General features: G+C 50.3%; 15 protein-coding genes. 11 read left to right on the top strand and 4 right to left on the bottom strand.

What is annotated here, in order from left to right; all coding sequences use genetic code 11:
- Position 1 precedes the first annotated feature (1 nt).
- From ACKU35_RS14950 to ACKU35_RS14905, 10 genes are all read left to right on the top strand, one after another.
- The gene (locus tag ACKU35_RS14950) at positions 2-775 is read left to right on the top strand and encodes a hypothetical protein (RefSeq protein ID WP_319760366.1); all 774 of its coding nucleotides are present in this window, start codon (positions 2-4) and stop codon (positions 773-775) included.
- A complete protein-coding gene (locus ACKU35_RS14945) occupies positions 772-1,206 on the top strand; it encodes a hypothetical protein (protein ID WP_319760364.1) in 435 nt (144 codons plus the stop codon). Before ACKU35_RS14950 ends, ACKU35_RS14945 begins: the two co-directional genes overlap by 4 nt.
- 10 nt (positions 1,207-1,216) lie before the next feature.
- Positions 1,217-2,653, top strand: a complete 1,437-nt coding sequence (locus ACKU35_RS14940) for a phage tail tube protein (RefSeq protein ID WP_319760361.1) — start codon at positions 1,217-1,219, stop codon at positions 2,651-2,653.
- A 34-nt stretch (positions 2,654-2,687) separates the two neighbouring features.
- Positions 2,688-3,044: a hypothetical protein gene (locus ACKU35_RS14935; protein ID WP_319760359.1), complete on the top strand. Its 357-nt coding sequence runs from the start codon at positions 2,688-2,690 to the stop codon at positions 3,042-3,044.
- A gap of 74 nt (positions 3,045-3,118) precedes the next feature.
- Positions 3,119-3,334, top strand: a complete 216-nt coding sequence (locus ACKU35_RS14930; RefSeq protein ID WP_319760358.1) for a DUF1799 domain-containing protein — start codon at positions 3,119-3,121, stop codon at positions 3,332-3,334.
- Entirely contained in the window at positions 3,331-7,521 is a 4,191-nt protein-coding gene (locus tag ACKU35_RS14925) for a phage tail tape measure protein (protein ID WP_319760356.1), read from the top strand. The genes ACKU35_RS14930 and ACKU35_RS14925 overlap by 4 nt, the downstream gene beginning before the upstream one ends.
- Position 7,522: 1 nt before the next feature.
- A complete protein-coding gene (locus ACKU35_RS14920) occupies positions 7,523-8,668 on the top strand; it encodes a hypothetical protein (RefSeq protein WP_319760354.1) in 1,146 nt (381 codons plus the stop codon).
- Positions 8,665-9,498, top strand: a complete 834-nt coding sequence (locus ACKU35_RS14915; RefSeq protein ID WP_319760352.1) for a hypothetical protein — start codon at positions 8,665-8,667, stop codon at positions 9,496-9,498. Before ACKU35_RS14920 ends, ACKU35_RS14915 begins: the two co-directional genes overlap by 4 nt.
- On the top strand, positions 9,495-11,630 hold the full coding sequence (locus tag ACKU35_RS14910) for a hypothetical protein (RefSeq protein ID WP_319760350.1): 2,136 nt from the start codon (positions 9,495-9,497) through the stop codon (positions 11,628-11,630). The genes ACKU35_RS14915 and ACKU35_RS14910 overlap by 4 nt, the downstream gene beginning before the upstream one ends.
- Complete coding sequence (locus ACKU35_RS14905) at positions 11,630-11,854, top strand: hypothetical protein (protein ID WP_319760348.1); 225 nt, start codon at positions 11,630-11,632, stop codon at positions 11,852-11,854. The genes ACKU35_RS14910 and ACKU35_RS14905 overlap by 1 nt, the downstream gene beginning before the upstream one ends.
- A 58-nt stretch (positions 11,855-11,912) precedes the next feature.
- On the opposite strand, the gene ACKU35_RS14900 is transcribed toward ACKU35_RS14905, so the two are convergent.
- Positions 11,913-12,131, bottom strand: a complete 219-nt coding sequence (locus tag ACKU35_RS14900; RefSeq protein WP_319760346.1) for a hypothetical protein — start codon at positions 12,129-12,131, stop codon at positions 11,913-11,915.
- Between the two features lie 213 nt (positions 12,132-12,344).
- Here ACKU35_RS14900 and ACKU35_RS14895 point away from each other — a divergent pair, with 213 nt between their 5' ends.
- On the top strand, positions 12,345-13,649 hold the full coding sequence (locus tag ACKU35_RS14895) for a pentapeptide repeat-containing protein (RefSeq protein ID WP_319760345.1): 1,305 nt from the start codon (positions 12,345-12,347) through the stop codon (positions 13,647-13,649).
- A gap of 76 nt (positions 13,650-13,725) precedes the next feature.
- Here ACKU35_RS14895 and ACKU35_RS14890 read toward each other — a convergent pair whose 3' ends face one another.
- Genes ACKU35_RS14890 through bamE form a run of 3 tightly spaced genes read right to left on the bottom strand, consistent with a single transcriptional unit; the run spans position 13,726 to position 15,322 of the window.
- The gene (locus tag ACKU35_RS14890; RefSeq protein ID WP_319760343.1) at positions 13,726-14,151 is read right to left on the bottom strand and encodes a hypothetical protein; all 426 of its coding nucleotides are present in this window, start codon (positions 14,149-14,151) and stop codon (positions 13,726-13,728) included.
- Positions 14,148-14,888: a hypothetical protein gene (locus ACKU35_RS14885; protein WP_319760342.1), complete on the bottom strand. Its 741-nt coding sequence runs from the start codon at positions 14,886-14,888 to the stop codon at positions 14,148-14,150. Before ACKU35_RS14885 ends, ACKU35_RS14890 begins: the two co-directional genes overlap by 4 nt.
- Positions 14,889-14,899: 11 nt before the next feature.
- Positions 14,900-15,322: an outer membrane protein assembly factor BamE gene (bamE, locus tag ACKU35_RS14880; RefSeq protein ID WP_319760340.1), complete on the bottom strand. Its 423-nt coding sequence runs from the start codon at positions 15,320-15,322 to the stop codon at positions 14,900-14,902.
- Positions 15,323-15,454: the final 132 nt, after the last annotated feature.

Genomic DNA, 15,454 nt, shown 5'->3' with positions numbered 1-15,454 from the left:
CATGCCATGGCAAAGACCTAAATCGGACGGTGAGGTCCGCACCGGAATCCGCGAAGCTCTCGATAACCAGGGACGTCCTACCGGGCGCATGACTCGTGGCCAGCGGTATGATTTTTATTCCGGCGGCTCCGGGTCTCTGGTGGTTATTGATAACGGCAGTGAACGGTATCTCAAGCATCTGGCGCAAAGCTTTCCCGGTGAATTCAACCGGGCTTTGCGTTCTGTTGGTTTTCACCTGCAGCGGTATATCAAGAAATCCATCTATCAAAGCCGGGTAGGCGGTGAGACCATTGACCCCGCCGAAACATCCCCCCGTTTTCGCAGGATGGCAGCTTTTCACCGTACTGGAGACAAAACTGACGCTCCGAAACGGCGTATGCGTAACGGTCGACTTATCGGCGGTTACAGGGCTTCAAAGGGCGGGCACCGCCGCGCATACGGCAAGGTCGCGCAGGCTATCGGATACCTGCATGAACCCGCCAAACAACAGGTGCAAATCGGTTACATGGGTTTGTCCTCGCGCAGTTTCGGGCGGGCTTTGGCTCTCGGTTCCCGTGGTGGAAAATACAACTGGCACGCTGGCCCGCAGATCGTAACCCCGCGCATGCGGCGGTTCTTTGCTGCCACGGGCCGCGCACTCCCGGCAGACATGACCTCCATTGAATCCCCGCAGCGTCCGGTTATTGATCCGGCGTTCGAGGATTTTCGCCCGAAAATCGGCCCGCTCATGGAACGCCGCATTGCCGGGTATCTGAAGAAGGAGCGTAAAAAATGAGTGCCATGGATAAAGTCTTAGAAGCCGCCGCCATTCTTGAGAACTCCCCGGTTCTCGTGGAGTGGTGTGCGGAAGTCGGGCTGGATAGCCCCAGTGTGATTTATCCGGCTGACGACCTGAACCCGGAGGGCGAAAGCTCGGCCCCTTGGATCGTTCTGAACCCGGAATCAGGTTCCGGCGGGCTTGAGGCTGAGAAGCTGACCGGGTTTATCGGGCTCGATATTGGTATCCGCGAGAAAGACCCGAAAACCGGGGTCAAGCAGGTCTGGCAGCTCTACGCCAAGGTAATTGACGTACTGGTCAAAAACAATTTTCCAGTTTGCCGCGCCGACTATGATTTTGACGTATCCAGCCGCTCTCCGTTGCGGGTGGTTTATTCGGATATTTATTTCAATGAAACCCGCGCCGTTGGCCGGGAAAACGTACTTTAAGGAGACTTTCATGGCTAGTTTCGAAGCCGCAAGAGGCTACAAATCAACGGTTAAGGTTATTTTTGAAAGCGCGTACCGCACCCGGCCTGATAATCCTGAGGCGGTGCTGGTTCCGGTTCTGGATTGCGATCTGGATGGCGGACGCAGTCTGGTTGCTGATAAATCCATCCTTGGGCAGTTCGCGCCCAGCAAGCCCTCACAGGGAAACATGACTGCCGGGGGCAGCATCCGCATGACTGCGGGGCTGCATATGTCCGGCATTATCATGAAAATGCTCTGCGGCCTGCCCGTTACCACCGAGATTACTGCCGCACCGACCCTTTCCGGTTCTCCGGTCAAGGTTGGTCCCGGTCTGGTCAAGCTCCCCTGTGCCGGACACGGATTCCGCCATTATACGCAGGTCACGGTCCGGGGCACCACAAACTACGACGGTGTTTACATCGTCCAGCCCGAATCCGGTGCCGATGATATCGTGATTGAAGCGATTCACGTTGACGAAGCCTTTGCCGGAACCGAAACCGTAAAGCGCGGTGCCTATCGCAAACTCAAGGCCGCGGCGGCAGTGGATAAGGGTGACGGTCTGGTCGGCCTGCCTTGTGAGGCCCACGGTTATAATTACGGCGAAAATATTACCGTTACAGGCACTACCGGATACGATGGCAATTATGTTGTTCATGCCTCCAGTACTGCCGATGAAATTGTTATCGAATCTGTTTTCGCTGATGAAAATTTTGGTGGTGCCGAAGAAGTCGCGTCCAGATTCTTCCGACACCTTTTCAAAACTTCTGATCGTTTGCCTAGTTTTACGGTCGAGGAAGAAATTCCGGTTGATGCTGCTGAAAATAATGCCCCGTTCTGGTTGAGCGAGGGCTGCAAGATTTCCTCCTTTTCTTATTCTTCGTCCGGTTCTACTGAGGGCGCGCTTGATTTCTCCCTGAATGCCACCGCTGCGATCTGCCGTAACGCGCTGGAAACCGCAGCTGGGTCAGTGAAAAAATTTGCCCATGTCAACTTTACCCATTCCGATGGTGAGCTGCAGCTCGGCGGTGAAAAAATGGCCTCGGCGATTTCCTCCGGGATTAACGTGGGGTTCAGCCTTGATACTACCAACGGTTACACCAAGGGCAGCAAGGGTACTCTGACCTGCCTTAATGAGGACGATATCACCATCGGCGCTTCCCTGAGCTGCCATTACACAGACACCAAACTGGGCGAAAAAGCCGCAGACGGTGTGGTTATGGATTTTGTGGATTCCTTTATTTCAAAGGGTTCGCAGATTTCCTTCATCCTGCCGGAAAGCCAGATTGAACCTAAGGGAACCAAGCCAAAAATTAAGGGTCCCTCCGGGATTACCATTGAAGCACAGGTGCAGGGTTTTCAGGAAAACAACGCCTATGAAGCACCTTTTGTCGCGGAGCTGATTAACGGCATCGCTTCTTACGCTTAAACCAACACTTTAACTTTTTGTGGAGAAAAGAAAAATGAGTCTTACTTTACCTTGTTCCGGTCTTGATTTCGAAGTGAAGTCTCTTTCCCGTAACCAGTTGCATGAACTGGATAAAAAACAGGCTGAGTTTCTTGCGCTGTGCAAGAAAGCTGAGGAGGGCGATGACGCCGCTTCGGCTGGTGTACGAGAGCTGGGTTTTCGTTTCTGGAAAGAGGATTTGATTCTGGAGTTGTACCCTGAAATAAAAGAGAAGGTTGAAGAAAACGCCCATGATGTAGCCTATTTATGTGGTGTTGTTGAAAATTATTCCAGAGGAATGAACGAGAACGCCATAAAAAACTTGTTGACGTCTGGCTCTGGCACAACAGTCCGGACAAAGAAGAAAAAATAATACACTGCGAACACTGCCGGAAACATTTCCGGGGCCACCCGCCTTGTGGAGAGTGCGAATGGGCGGCCCCGGAGTTGCTGGAGGAAAATGAGGAGGTTTTCGAGCTTCTTTGCCTCTGCGCCCGGCAGGTTCGTGTTGGTTTCGGCGGTCTGGTTGGTTTTGATATGCCTGCTGTCTTCGCGGTTGCGGATAGGCTGGGCATGGAAATCGGGCGGCATGAAATCGAAAAAATTAGGGCTGTTGAAATTGCGATGACTAGCACCGAGCGGAGTACGGAACATGGACTTTGAACGACACCAACACCCGGATAATTATTTCCGCAAAGGACGAAGCTTCTAGAGTTTTCAACAGAGTCGGAATGGAAGCCGAGGGCGTTACCCGGAGGGTAAATTCCCTCGGCTCCGCCATGGGCGGGCTGGCTGCTTTCAGTGGTTTATCCGGTATAGGTATGTCGGTAGCCAGTGCGGTGGACAAGTTCGGTCAGTTTGAAACCGCTCTCGTTGACATGGGCAAGGTCTCCGACCGCGACCTCGGCGCGATCCGCACAGATATAGAATCAATCAACCCCGTGCTAGGCAGCTCCACCGAGCTGATGCGCGGGTACTACCAGACCATTTCCGCAGGCGTTACCGATCCGGTCAGGTCTGTGGAAATGCTGACCGTGGCCTCCAAAGCATCGCAGGCCGCGCACGTCACCCAGTCCGAGACCATCAAGGCCCTGACCAAAGTTATGGCCGGTTATGGCGATGAAATTGAAACCGCCAGTGAAGCCTCGGACCTCCTTTTTGCCATCGAGCGGCAGGGCCAGACCAGCTTTAGTGAGCTGGTGCCTGTAATCGGTGACCTCGCAAATATTTCTAATGAAGCCGCCGTCTCCACAAATGAGATGGGCGCGTCCATGGCGCTGCTGACGCAGACCTCCGGTTCCACTGCCGAAGCTGCCACCAAGTACAAGGCCATGCTGGTCAACCTGCTCAAACCCACCAAAACCATGAGCGAGGCCCTGACCTCACTGGGTTACGAATCCGGTAATGCCCTGATTGCGGACAAGGGTGTTGTCCGCTCGTTGAAGCTCTTGAAGAAATACGCGGACAGCGCAGGCGTGGGAGTCTCCAGCCTGTTTGAATCCTCAGAGGCATTCATGGGTGTTTCCGCGCTGCTGGCTGAAGACGGGCGCAAGCTGGCGGATAATATCAAAGCCATCGGCGGGGCTGCAGGCTCTACGGATAAAGCCTTTGAAAAATGGTCCCAGACCTCAGAAGCTACCCGCAAGAAGTTCGATTCTGTGTGGGATAATTCCATGAAGACTTTCGGGGAAGCATTTGCCCCGGAATTCAACAAGGGTTTGGATCATCTTTCAGATTGGATTACCGATCACGGCGATGAAGTTAAAGATTTAGCCAAGGATGTCGGGCAGGGCGTTAATACGATAGGGGCCTCTGTTGCCGGCTTGTATGATTTTTATAACACTTTGCCTGATGGAATCACCGGACCTGCCGGGGCTGGAATCATAGGCCGCTATTTATTGGGGAGTTGGGGACTTGGTTCGCTGCTCTCTATCGGTCCTATGGTTTGGGATATCGGTCAGGGGCTGGCTGCTGTTTCAATGGGACACATGTCTTGGGGCGAGTTCTCGGACATGAATGGAGAACAGCTTCGCAAGCGACTTGATTCTCTCAAAGAGAATGCTGATCGAATCCGTAAGCTGGAAACAGCTAGAACAAAAGATGCCCAGATCCTGACTGAAGGACTTCGTTTCTCTGTCGGTGGTGCTGGCGTTTTTGGTGATGACCTTTCTAAACAGGTTCAGAATTCTTTTTCTACCTCAATGGATGGGGTTCGAAATCTCGATACGGTTTTAAAAGCTTCTGAGGCTTCAATTCGAAGGCATAGGGAGGCTTTTGGCGGCAAAGACCCGGCTCTCGCTGATTTATCTTCTTCCCTCACTGATCAAGAAAAGAAAGCCCGCACCCGCGCCCAGAAAGAGCTTAACCGCGCGATCACCAAGCTGACCAGCGAGCCTTACGAGTTTGAGAAAAAGCAGATTGCAGCGCAGAAAGCGGTTTGGAAAAAAGCCGGGGTTGATCATGTAGAGTTGGTGGAGTGGGAAACCTTTGCCCTGCGCGAGATTGACGAAAAGTACAACGCTGAGAGGCTGCGCAGGCAGGCAGAGTTCAATTCTGCTTATTCTAAGGAGTTCCTTGATTCATACCTACTCGATCGCCGCGCCATCCGCGAACAGGCCCGCATCTACCGAGAAGACGGCAACAACAAGGTCAAGGTTGCCCAGTGGGAAAAATCCCAGCTTGCGAAATTAGAGCGTGAGCATACTAAACAGGTTAAAGAGGAAAATAAAAAACGGCTGGAGGAAGAAAAGAAAGCCGCGCGTGAAAGATTGCTGGCTCATGGTGATTTTTTCGATGGTATAGCCCTCGGCTATGAGGATATGCTGGAAAACCAGCAGACATGGGCCGAGCGGGGCGTGGATATTTTTAATGGTTTCGCCACCAGCGCGAAATCGTCTCTTTCCGATCTGGGTTTTGACGTTGCCATGGGGAAAATGAAAAGCTTTTCCGATTACTGGGATAGTTTCTGGCAGGGCATGACTCGCTCGGTGATGAATCATGTTGCCGATTTGATGGTTAACAAGGGCATTGATGCCCTTGTTAATATGGGCGGCGGCCTATTCGACATGGCCGGAACGTTTTTTTCTAATATCTGGCATTCCGGGAACGTGCGCCTTGCAGCTGATGAGGCAGCAGCTATCTTGCAGGAAGGAGAAATGGTTATCCCGGCCAAGCAGGCTGAGACCATCCGTCAGACTATGGGGTCCGATGGAATAAGTAAAGGGCAGTTCTTTGATAACGTTGTTGATTACGTTTCGGTGGGTAAACGCTCAAATTTTGACCATTTCAATAACGCCCAACGGGATGAATACGGCTGGGATGCTCTGCGTGCTGCGGGCATATCAGCTTTGTCCGGATTTTCAACTGCGTTCCAGAATTACAGTAACATCGGCAGACAGGCCGATTTTCTGCGCGAGCAGGGCATGGATATTTCGCAGTCTGCTGTGGATAACGCTCAGTACAATTACGCTCTTTCCGGCTTTGTAGGTTCTTTTGCTCCGAATTTTGCCGGGAATCTCGTTGGTTCGTGGGGTAACCGGGCTTTGGGTATGGATGACGGAGCTTTCAGTCTCGGCCCTTTTGAGATTTCTTCTGCAAATATTGGTAATGTACTTGGGTCTGTAGCTTCGGTCCTGCTGGGCGGCCCGGCGGGAGCTATTGTCTCCGGTGTGCTCTCGCCTGCCTTTTCTATGGCGGTCTCGGGTATCGCAGACGCATTTGATGTACGCGAGTACGAAACAGTGCGGGACAAGCTGGAGGATAGTCTTGGTGCTATTGGTGGGCGAGTAGCATTTCAGGGATTCAGGAATGCTCTTTCAGTTAGTGCTATTGACCCGGATAAGTTTAGCTGGGGATTTAGTCCGCAAGCCCTCACCACTGCTCAGATTGCGGAATTAATTGAGAAGAAAATGGAGGCCGTTTACGGCATTGCTTCGCAACCTAGTCCGGTTTCTAAGGCGTTAGCCTCAGCCCATCAGTTCGGTAACGAATACACCTCAGCTATGATGAGCGGTTCTGCCGAAGATAGGACGGCCATTGCCGGAGCCATTAAAGATGATCTCGGCTTTTTCGGCTACACTGCCCGCGAATTTGCCGCTAAACAACTCGGCGGTTTTGCCTATGGTGATGACTATTATACATCTGATGGTCGCAGGGTTGACCGGGAATCTTGGGAAAACCCCAATTCCGCTTGGGGTAAGGCTTACGCTCAGGCACAGGCTATTCATAATTATTCGTTTGGGGATGGGCTTGGCGCAGCTGGCTATGGGGACTGGGACGGCTACGGCTCCTACAGTCAGTATTCGGGAGTAGACGGCTGGTCCGGTGGTGGCGGTGGCTCCGATTTTGGCGGTAGTGGCGGTTTTTCCTCCGATCTCGGAGGCTACGGCGGCTATGATGGCGTTTCCGGTAGTTTCGGTGGCGGATTTGGAGGTGGATTTGGAGGTGGATTTGGAGGCGGTTCCGATTCTGACAGCGATTCCGGTGGTTCCGATTCTGACAGCGACTCCGGTGGTACCGATGGCTCCCGCCGTCACGGCGGCCCTACCTATCGGGGTGATTCCTATCTCTGGCAGGAACCAGGTCTCCCCGGTGAAATCTTCATGCCGCAGACTAACGGCTTTGTGCTCAACCATGAGGTTTCCGAACAGTTTATCGCAGCAGTGCGCGATCTGGTTGCAGCGCGTGAGCAGGGTGTTGCTGTTTCCGGCAGCGGTGGCGGGACAACTGTGGTTAACATCCATCTGGACGGGCAGCAGTTGGCACAGGTTATGGTTCCTCACCTTCGCGAGGCATCGGAAAACGGTGAACAGTTTGTCCATGCGGACACGCTGATCGAGGCGGGGGCATAATATGAGCTGGGAAATTTACGCAGCGCAACCCTTGAGCCGCAAAATCTACACTCTTGAGGTGCAGGTTAGCGATCCGGCGAACCCGACAGCGGAGCGCGAAACTCTTTACTTTTCCTCGGACGCTATCGACCCCGCCTTATGTGAGTTCTATCACGCGCCGTGTATCAAATCCCTGCCTGTGCTGACTAGATCGGTGCAGGCTCTGACGCTGGGCCGTACTGTTGCCACCTACGGAAACTGTGCCCTGATTACTGCCAGCGGGCATCTGGACGATTCAATCCGTAACAGGGATTTTGCGGGCGCGCCTGTTTCCATCAAACTCGGTTTCGGTGGTCTGAATAATTCTGAATTCAAGGAAATCTTTTCCGGCCGGGTAGGGCCGAAACCCGCATGGGATGACGTCAAGCTTACCCTGCCGCTGGTGGATGGCGTGCGCGACCTGCTGGATAAGAAAATTGGCAGCGACAAGAACCTATCCGGCACACTGCCCACGGTGGTCTCCGGGCTGCTCGATGATGCCGGGATAGTTCCGGAGAAGCGCGATTCCGCTTTCTGGGATGCTTGGGCGACTGAGAATAATTTCAATGTCTGGCTCCCGGTCACAAAAAATCAGTCCGTTGGTTCGGTTCTGGATATTTTGCTTGCACCGCTGGGCTGCTGGTTCGGATTTTCGCGCGCGGGTCTGTTTCGCGTGTCCACCTTCGCCGCTCCGGTTGCCGAAGCCGATCCCGTCCTCAATCTCTCCGATATCGAACTTTTCAAATTCAACGAGGCCGACCACGGCAAACGGTACTGGAAAATCAGCGTTGTTTATTACAGCGCTACCGGGGATAACGCCGATACTGCCGAACGCAGCTGGGAGGATTCCGCGCTGCACGATGCAAATCCCTCCGCCGAGGAGGTGACCAAAAAAACAGCCCTGACCAGCAGCACGGACGCCGACACCATCCGCGACCGCTGGAAGGATCTTTTTTCGGTGCGCCGTCTGGTGGCAAGCTGCACCGCACATATCGAGCTGTTCGCACTCAACATCGGGGATCATGTGCGCGTAACCCGTGATCGGCTGGACGTGGATCACGTTTACCGGGTGCAGAAAATTTCCGACGACATGACCAAAAACCAAGTAAAATTGGAGCTTTTTCGATGAAGAATGTGCATTTTTTCTGGAACAACACCCATTTTGATAAAGCCGTGCTTGAGGCCTCGGCCTCGGCTCCGGGCTGGCCCGTGCAGAATCTGCAGAACCCGCAGATTGCACGGGCATGGAAATGTCCAGACGCTGGGGGCTGGATCAAGGTTTCCAACGATATCCCGCGCACCTTTACCGCCTTGGTGCTGGTGGGGCATAACCTCGGACTCGGTTCCAAGGTCCGGCTGCGGGTTTATGATGATAATTTCCTGACCGAAATTTACCAGCAGGAAACCGAGGTAATTAAACCTGTTTACAACATGAAGGAGCTACCGCTGTGTAATTCGTCCATGCTCGGTTATCCCTCGGAAGACGATTTATCCATCCTGCCGCGTACAAACCTGATTATGCTGCTGGATAAGCCGTTTTGTCGCAAAAACACTAAAATAGAAATAGATTCACCCAACCCATTCCACGTGGGCCGGGTCATTCTGTGCGAACACTGGGAGCCGAAGATTAATTTTTCCTATGGCTGGTCGGACAATCTTGGCGATGATTCCAGCACCCAGCGTTCCCTCGGCGGGCAGGACTGGGTTGACCAGAAAAACCGCCGTTATGGTTTTTCATTTTCGCTGGACAACCTCGCCGAGGGTGAGGTTAACGGACCGCTGATGAAAATGCGCCACCACTGCGGTACTTCGATTCCTCTGGTGGTCTCGTTGTTGCCGGATGATGCCATTGCCAGCCAGTACACATCAATTCATTGCAAATTTTCAACTGTCCCCAAGGTGACGCAACCCGCATACAACCGCTATGCGGCAAAAATAAGCTTAACGGAGGCATTATGACCCTTACCCGTGATTCTGTTGATTGTGATAACAATTTCGACTGGGCAACTACGTGGCTCCTCCCGTTGATGGATAAAATAGTTGACTACATCAATTCGCTGGAAACCACTCAAACCGCCGCAACCGCATCCGTAACCGCCGAAGTGGGCGCGGCCCGGTCCGGCGCTGCAAACTTGCTGGCAAAAATTCAGGATATGGACGGCGTTGACGCTGACCTGCTGGCGATGGTGCAGGCATTGGCCGCCGGGGTTGGCCCGGTGCTGTATGATCCAGCGGCAACCTATAGCAAAAACGATGTCGTAGTTTTTGACGGCGGGCTGTATATCTGCATTGCTGCCGATCCTGTGTCCGGGGTGGCCCCGCCAGCGGATACGGTCTGGAAAAACATGCTCGGCTGGGAAAAATGTCCAACGCCCACGCTGGCCGGACCGATTTCCGCCAATGAGGGTACTACCCAGCGGATCAGCCTCGGCCAGAGCCACGATGCGAACGCGCGTTACTGGCCCATGGTTTCCGGCGGGATGCTTTCAGAGCTGAAACAATTCCCGGAGGACGGAGGACTATATGCCGGGGAATGGGGATTTGAATGGACCATGCCGACTCTGGACGTTGATGCTGTTTACTCCCTGTTGGTTTACGCCACAAAGGACGGCTACGCCCGGAGTAACGATATTAGTCTGGCCGTGACTGTGATTGATATGCCGGTGCAGAACGGCCCCACTGTGGCTTTCGCTGACACTACCGCTGGTTATCCCGGAGCAACCGTAGACGCTGACGGTGTTCATGCTCCCGCTCATTCCGTAGGAGCGGATAATACAAATCAGATTGTTTCTGCTCAGCCAGAGGTTACCCAGACCAGCGACAATCTCAATATCTTCAATGCAACCGCCAGCGGCTTTGATACTAATGAAGCTGTTGAGGCTGGTGACGTTGTTTTTACTGATACAGGACAAGGAACGGTATTAACAGTGTCGGAAAATACAGGCGTATACAGTGTCACTCTAAACGAACCTCTACCAAGTATCCCTGCTGTGGCAGTAAAAAAATCTAACGCCACTCTTAAAGTCGGCGCAGGCGTAGTAGGGGAGTATCTCGGACCTGAAAAGAGCCTCGCACTTACTGGAACTCCTTCTACGTCTTCGTTTGATGTAGAGGGTGGACATGCTAACAAAATTTATACCGAGGGTGGTCTAAACAACAACCTAACTGTTGATGGGCAGGACATAAAAATTAGTTCTGCTAGTGAGTCTGTTGCCGAGGGTGACACCGCAAATCTTGCACAACCCTTTGGTGATACGTCTTGTGTAGCCACTTACACTTTTGATGATACACTTAAATCGATTGATGATTTATCTCCTGAACTACCTGTAGCAGAGTTTACAATATATGTTGATGGGGTTTTTGGTAAAGCTTCATTGGTTGAGAGTCAGTCAGACTACAGGATTGAAGGTCCTATAGTTGATTTAGATACAGGTTTTTGTCTGTCATCATGGTACGATGGATCACAAAGTGGTGGCTTGAAGCAACAAGTTTTCTTTGAACGTTTATCTGATAATGCTATTGTTCAAGTCGGTGTTCAAGGATACACAACCACCCCCGGTGGCTGGGTATCAACATTAGATGGCACTACTGACGGACAAGAATGGCTTTGGGCGTTACAAGATGGTCAGCCTCACCATCTTGTTTACAATGTAGAGGAGAATGACGTTGTTGTTTATGCAGATAAGGTTGAAGTGTTCCGAAAAGCTAGACCTACAGGTAAACACAAACTTGCTAGGGTTGGAACATACAACAACATAGCGCAATACTTTGACCAACTCCGTATTTTTAATCGTACTCTTACTACTGACGAGATTAATGCTCTTTACGTAGAGCGTGGAGATATAACCATTACTACTGTTACACCTGAAGTAGAACTCCCGGCAGTTCCTGAATCTGTATCAATCCCCGACCGTTGTACACTTTCTCCTGACAGTTATAGCTATGCGCTAGACGGTAGCGACCTCAAAATTACCGGGGCGGAGATAACGCTGGAAGACGATCCCGCGCTTAAGCGCTTGGCACTGGCTGTGAGCGGGGCGGATGGACTGACTTTCAAATCCGGTAAAATTTATATCAAGGAGAAACCGTAATGAGCGAGATTATGCATAAGGTGACGGAGCAGGCAGGAGTTTCCATCCACCGTGAAATACCGGCAAAACGCAGCTCCAAGGATTTTGATATTAGCTTAATGAGTACCGAAACACGGGAATCATTTATACGTGTCTGCCGGGACGGCGGTGCTACCCCCGATGATTACAGGCATGTTTTTGAATCCGTGCTGGGGCGGAATGTGGTAGCTGAAATTTTGAAATAGAATCGCGTACCCCTGAAAAATCCCTGCCGTTCGTTGTGAGCGGCAGGGATTGTTGTTTTTATTCTTCGTTATAATTATCTTCCAAAGGCGCTACAATGAAACCACTATCTGTATTCTCTTTTACTCTCGTGAGGCAGTTCTCTAAAAAAGTTTCTCTGGCTGTATAATATTCAGTGCTCCACACGCATGTTACCTCGTTTGTGTTTTCTGTCTTTTCTACGACCATGATCGGTCCGCCTGATCTAAGCTTCACGAGAATTCCAGTAGCCATAGACATCTTGCTCTCCTTTGTTACTGAATAGTGGTATTTTTAGTTTTACCCTTTCCTTATTATCAGACGGGATATAAAAAATCTATCTCGTCTGTTTCTTATCCCTACCTTATGCATATCTCAAAACTATAATCAGTTAAATATATTGACATTGCTTGTTATTTTCATTCAAATCGCTAAAAAATTTCTTACTGTTAGTTTTCTAAGGAGGTTATAACGATGGCGGGTCTTAATTATATGGCAATATTGAATCAAGGAGTTGAGGCTTGGAATAAATGGCGTGGGGAAAATAAAGGTGCAAAACCGGATTTCTTTAGGGCGGACCTCCAATTTATGAAGCTCGAAGATGCGATTTTTTGTGATGCGAATTTTTTTAATGCGAACCTCAGAGGGGCTAATCTCAAAGGGGCTGATTTCGAAGGGGCGTATCTCAAAGAGGTGAACCTAGAAGGGGCTAATCTCAAAGGGGCGAGCCTCCAAGCTACGAACCTCGATTCGGTGTGTCTTGTGGGGGCTAACCTCAAAGGGGCGAATGTCCAAGGGGCGTATCTCAAAGATGCTAATCTCAAAGATGCTAATCTCCAAGGGGCGAGCTTTCAAAGGGCGTATCTCGGAGGGGCGTATCTCAAAGGGGCGCACCTCGAAGGGGCGAATCTCCAAGGGGCGAACCTTAGAGGTGGGACCCTTTTGAATACTACCTTTACTTCCAAAGTACAGCTCAATGAATTGGAAGTACCCTTAACAGAGAAACAACTTTCTGGGTGTATTTTCAGAGATGAAGAAGAATATTACGAAAAACAGTCCCACGAAAAAGCGGACACTGAAACCAAAAATGAACCAGTCTATACGCTTAGAATCTATACTGATGCTTATGATTGGACCCCCTATGACATGAGCGTATTTCTTATGGGCATTCAGCTTAGTGTCAACCGGGTGCAGTATCTGATGACCACTGAAGAAACTGACCTGGAGAAGATTAAACTTAAATTGAGAACTGCCTTTCCCGGGTATGCCCAGACTATGCGTGTGGCATCCATTCATACGGGGTCTTTGGATTTTTTTGGAAATTTCGTTGAAAAGACCCTCCCGTCTAAATATGCAAAAGTCTTAATTGTGGCGGCGGGACTGGTAATCACCAGTTCTTGTAGTTTGGCAGCATGGGACCTTCACCAGCAATCTGTTTCCCAAACGGAATTGAACAAGGTACTGAAAGAAAAAGCGCAGCTTGAAGTTGTGAAAATGAAAAATGAAATGGCTTTGCGTGGTATCATAGATTTGCCAGAGGAAATGCAAACACCTCAGGTGCCTAAGGAGATCATTAAAGAGCATCTAGACATTCCCGACGAGTTTGTTCCTAACAGTAAGACCGTTGAAGAGAATAAAGAAATTTTGCTTACTGAGGCGGCTGAGCCTATGACGAGTGCAGTTGCACAATGTAAAAAAAGGAAGGCAAAGGAAATTGTGGCCGAAACCGGTTACCTGCATCCCGACGGAACTTTTAAGCCCGGTCCCTTTGAGGAATAGTTTATTTTCTTATTATTGCTAAGCGTTATCAGGCAATAAAAAAGGCCACGATTTAGTCGTGGCCTTTTTTATTGCTTTATTCTTCTTCCATCTGCGCCGTTAAAAATAACGACTTGGATAGAGCATCAAAAAACCGTTGATACGGCTCTGGGTCGGTCACGGGGTAGATGTTGTACTGCGCATTGGCACGGACTGAGAGCTGTTCTGCGCTTTTGGGGCGGACTGAAACAGTCATGCGCAGGTCGTATTTTTCGAGTTTTGTGGCTGAGACTGAGCCGAGGCGGCTATCAGCCTTATCGATAACAAATCCCAAATCCTGCAGGGTAGCAATGACAGTACGCAGGGTGGATTCACGATCTGATGTATCGTAAATTCTGGTTTGCATTGATCTAAGTTTGAGCTGCTCCGCGCCGTTTGAATCAAGGATGTGTTGATTTCTATTTGCGCAGCCTGCAGCCATAAAAACTGTAAGTAGTGTGGCGAGTAGAATTAATTTTTTCATATGTTATGAGCCTCTAAGAATACTGATTTGCTGAGTTTTGCAAAAAATTCCTGATAAACTTTATCGTCTTTAATTGATTCGCGTTTAGTTACCATGCGCTGAGTGTTGTAGATCAGCCTCTGGAACGTGACGCGAAAAGCGACTCTGCCTGAACTTAAGAGCTGGCGGAGTTCCATATCTACCTGATCGCCAAAATCTTCGGAGAGATCGTTGACAACTGTAGAGATCAAGTTTTGCTGAACCTGTCCTTCAAGTCCATCTTCAAACTCTTTCTTAAGGACTTGTGCGGTTTTATCCCTGATTTTTTTGGTAAGTTTCTGACGGAGCTTGTCGGATATTTTATCGGCTTGTTCCTGGTTGAAGTCGAGTGGTCTGGTCACAATAGAGACCCTGATTATCTGGTCCTTATCAATAGGGGCTACCGCACCGGTAAGCGCGGCCACGAAAATGGCTGCAACAACCTGACCGCCATCTGTTGCGTCCCTATGCTTTGAGCCGGTTACGACTCCTAACTCCATTTCGGACTCTTCTAGATTGAATCCCATATCCTGCAGCACCTGAGCTCCGGCAGACATCAAGAATTGTTCATCGCCGGTCTCAAAATAGCGGGTTTGTCTTTCGCGTTCCTTGAGGCTCTCAGGAGCCAGAGTCAACGCGTCTTTGGGGATTTTTGTGGCGCAGCCGGCAAAAGCTGAACAGATCAGAATCAGCAGTATTAATTTTGCTATATTTTTCATTCGTAGTTCCATTAGAAGCTAGACTGTCTGTATGCAAAGTCGCGCACCAGACCCTGATCATCGAATTTAACGATAATGGTTAGGGTGCGCTGGCTGGTGGATGATGCTCCGGATGCCTGATTGCCACCAATGAGGATCAAGCTCGCAAAGCCGCTTGATTTTGAGTAGACCTGTTCGGTAGAAATTTTATCATAAACCCATACTTCGCGGCGTTTGGAATCGGTGCTGACAATATTGGGTGAACCAAGCACGGAAATGACATCTGCGCCGCTCATGCCGACTTTAATTTCCCGCTGTACTTTACCTACTGTAATTTTGTCAGCGGTTGTATCCTGAACATTTGTCTTGTGTTTTGATGCGGCAACGCAGCCGCAGGTAAGCGAAAGCAGCCCAATCAAGACAATATTTAAATAAGTTCCCCTGATTTTATGCATGATCCCTCCTATGGAAATACATGTTTTGTTTTATATATAAGAACCAAACTCAATTAGCGTAATTATTATTGGGAATCAAACTATTTTTACGGATTATGTGCTTGATTCAGGGATGTTATTTTGGGTATTTAG

It is taken from the genome of Maridesulfovibrio sp., from assembly GCF_963676065.1.
Lineage (GTDB): Bacteria > Desulfobacterota > Desulfovibrionia > Desulfovibrionales > Desulfovibrionaceae > Maridesulfovibrio.
Note: the sequence above shows the minus strand (reverse complement) of the source record. Positions and strands in the feature narration are given on the sequence as shown.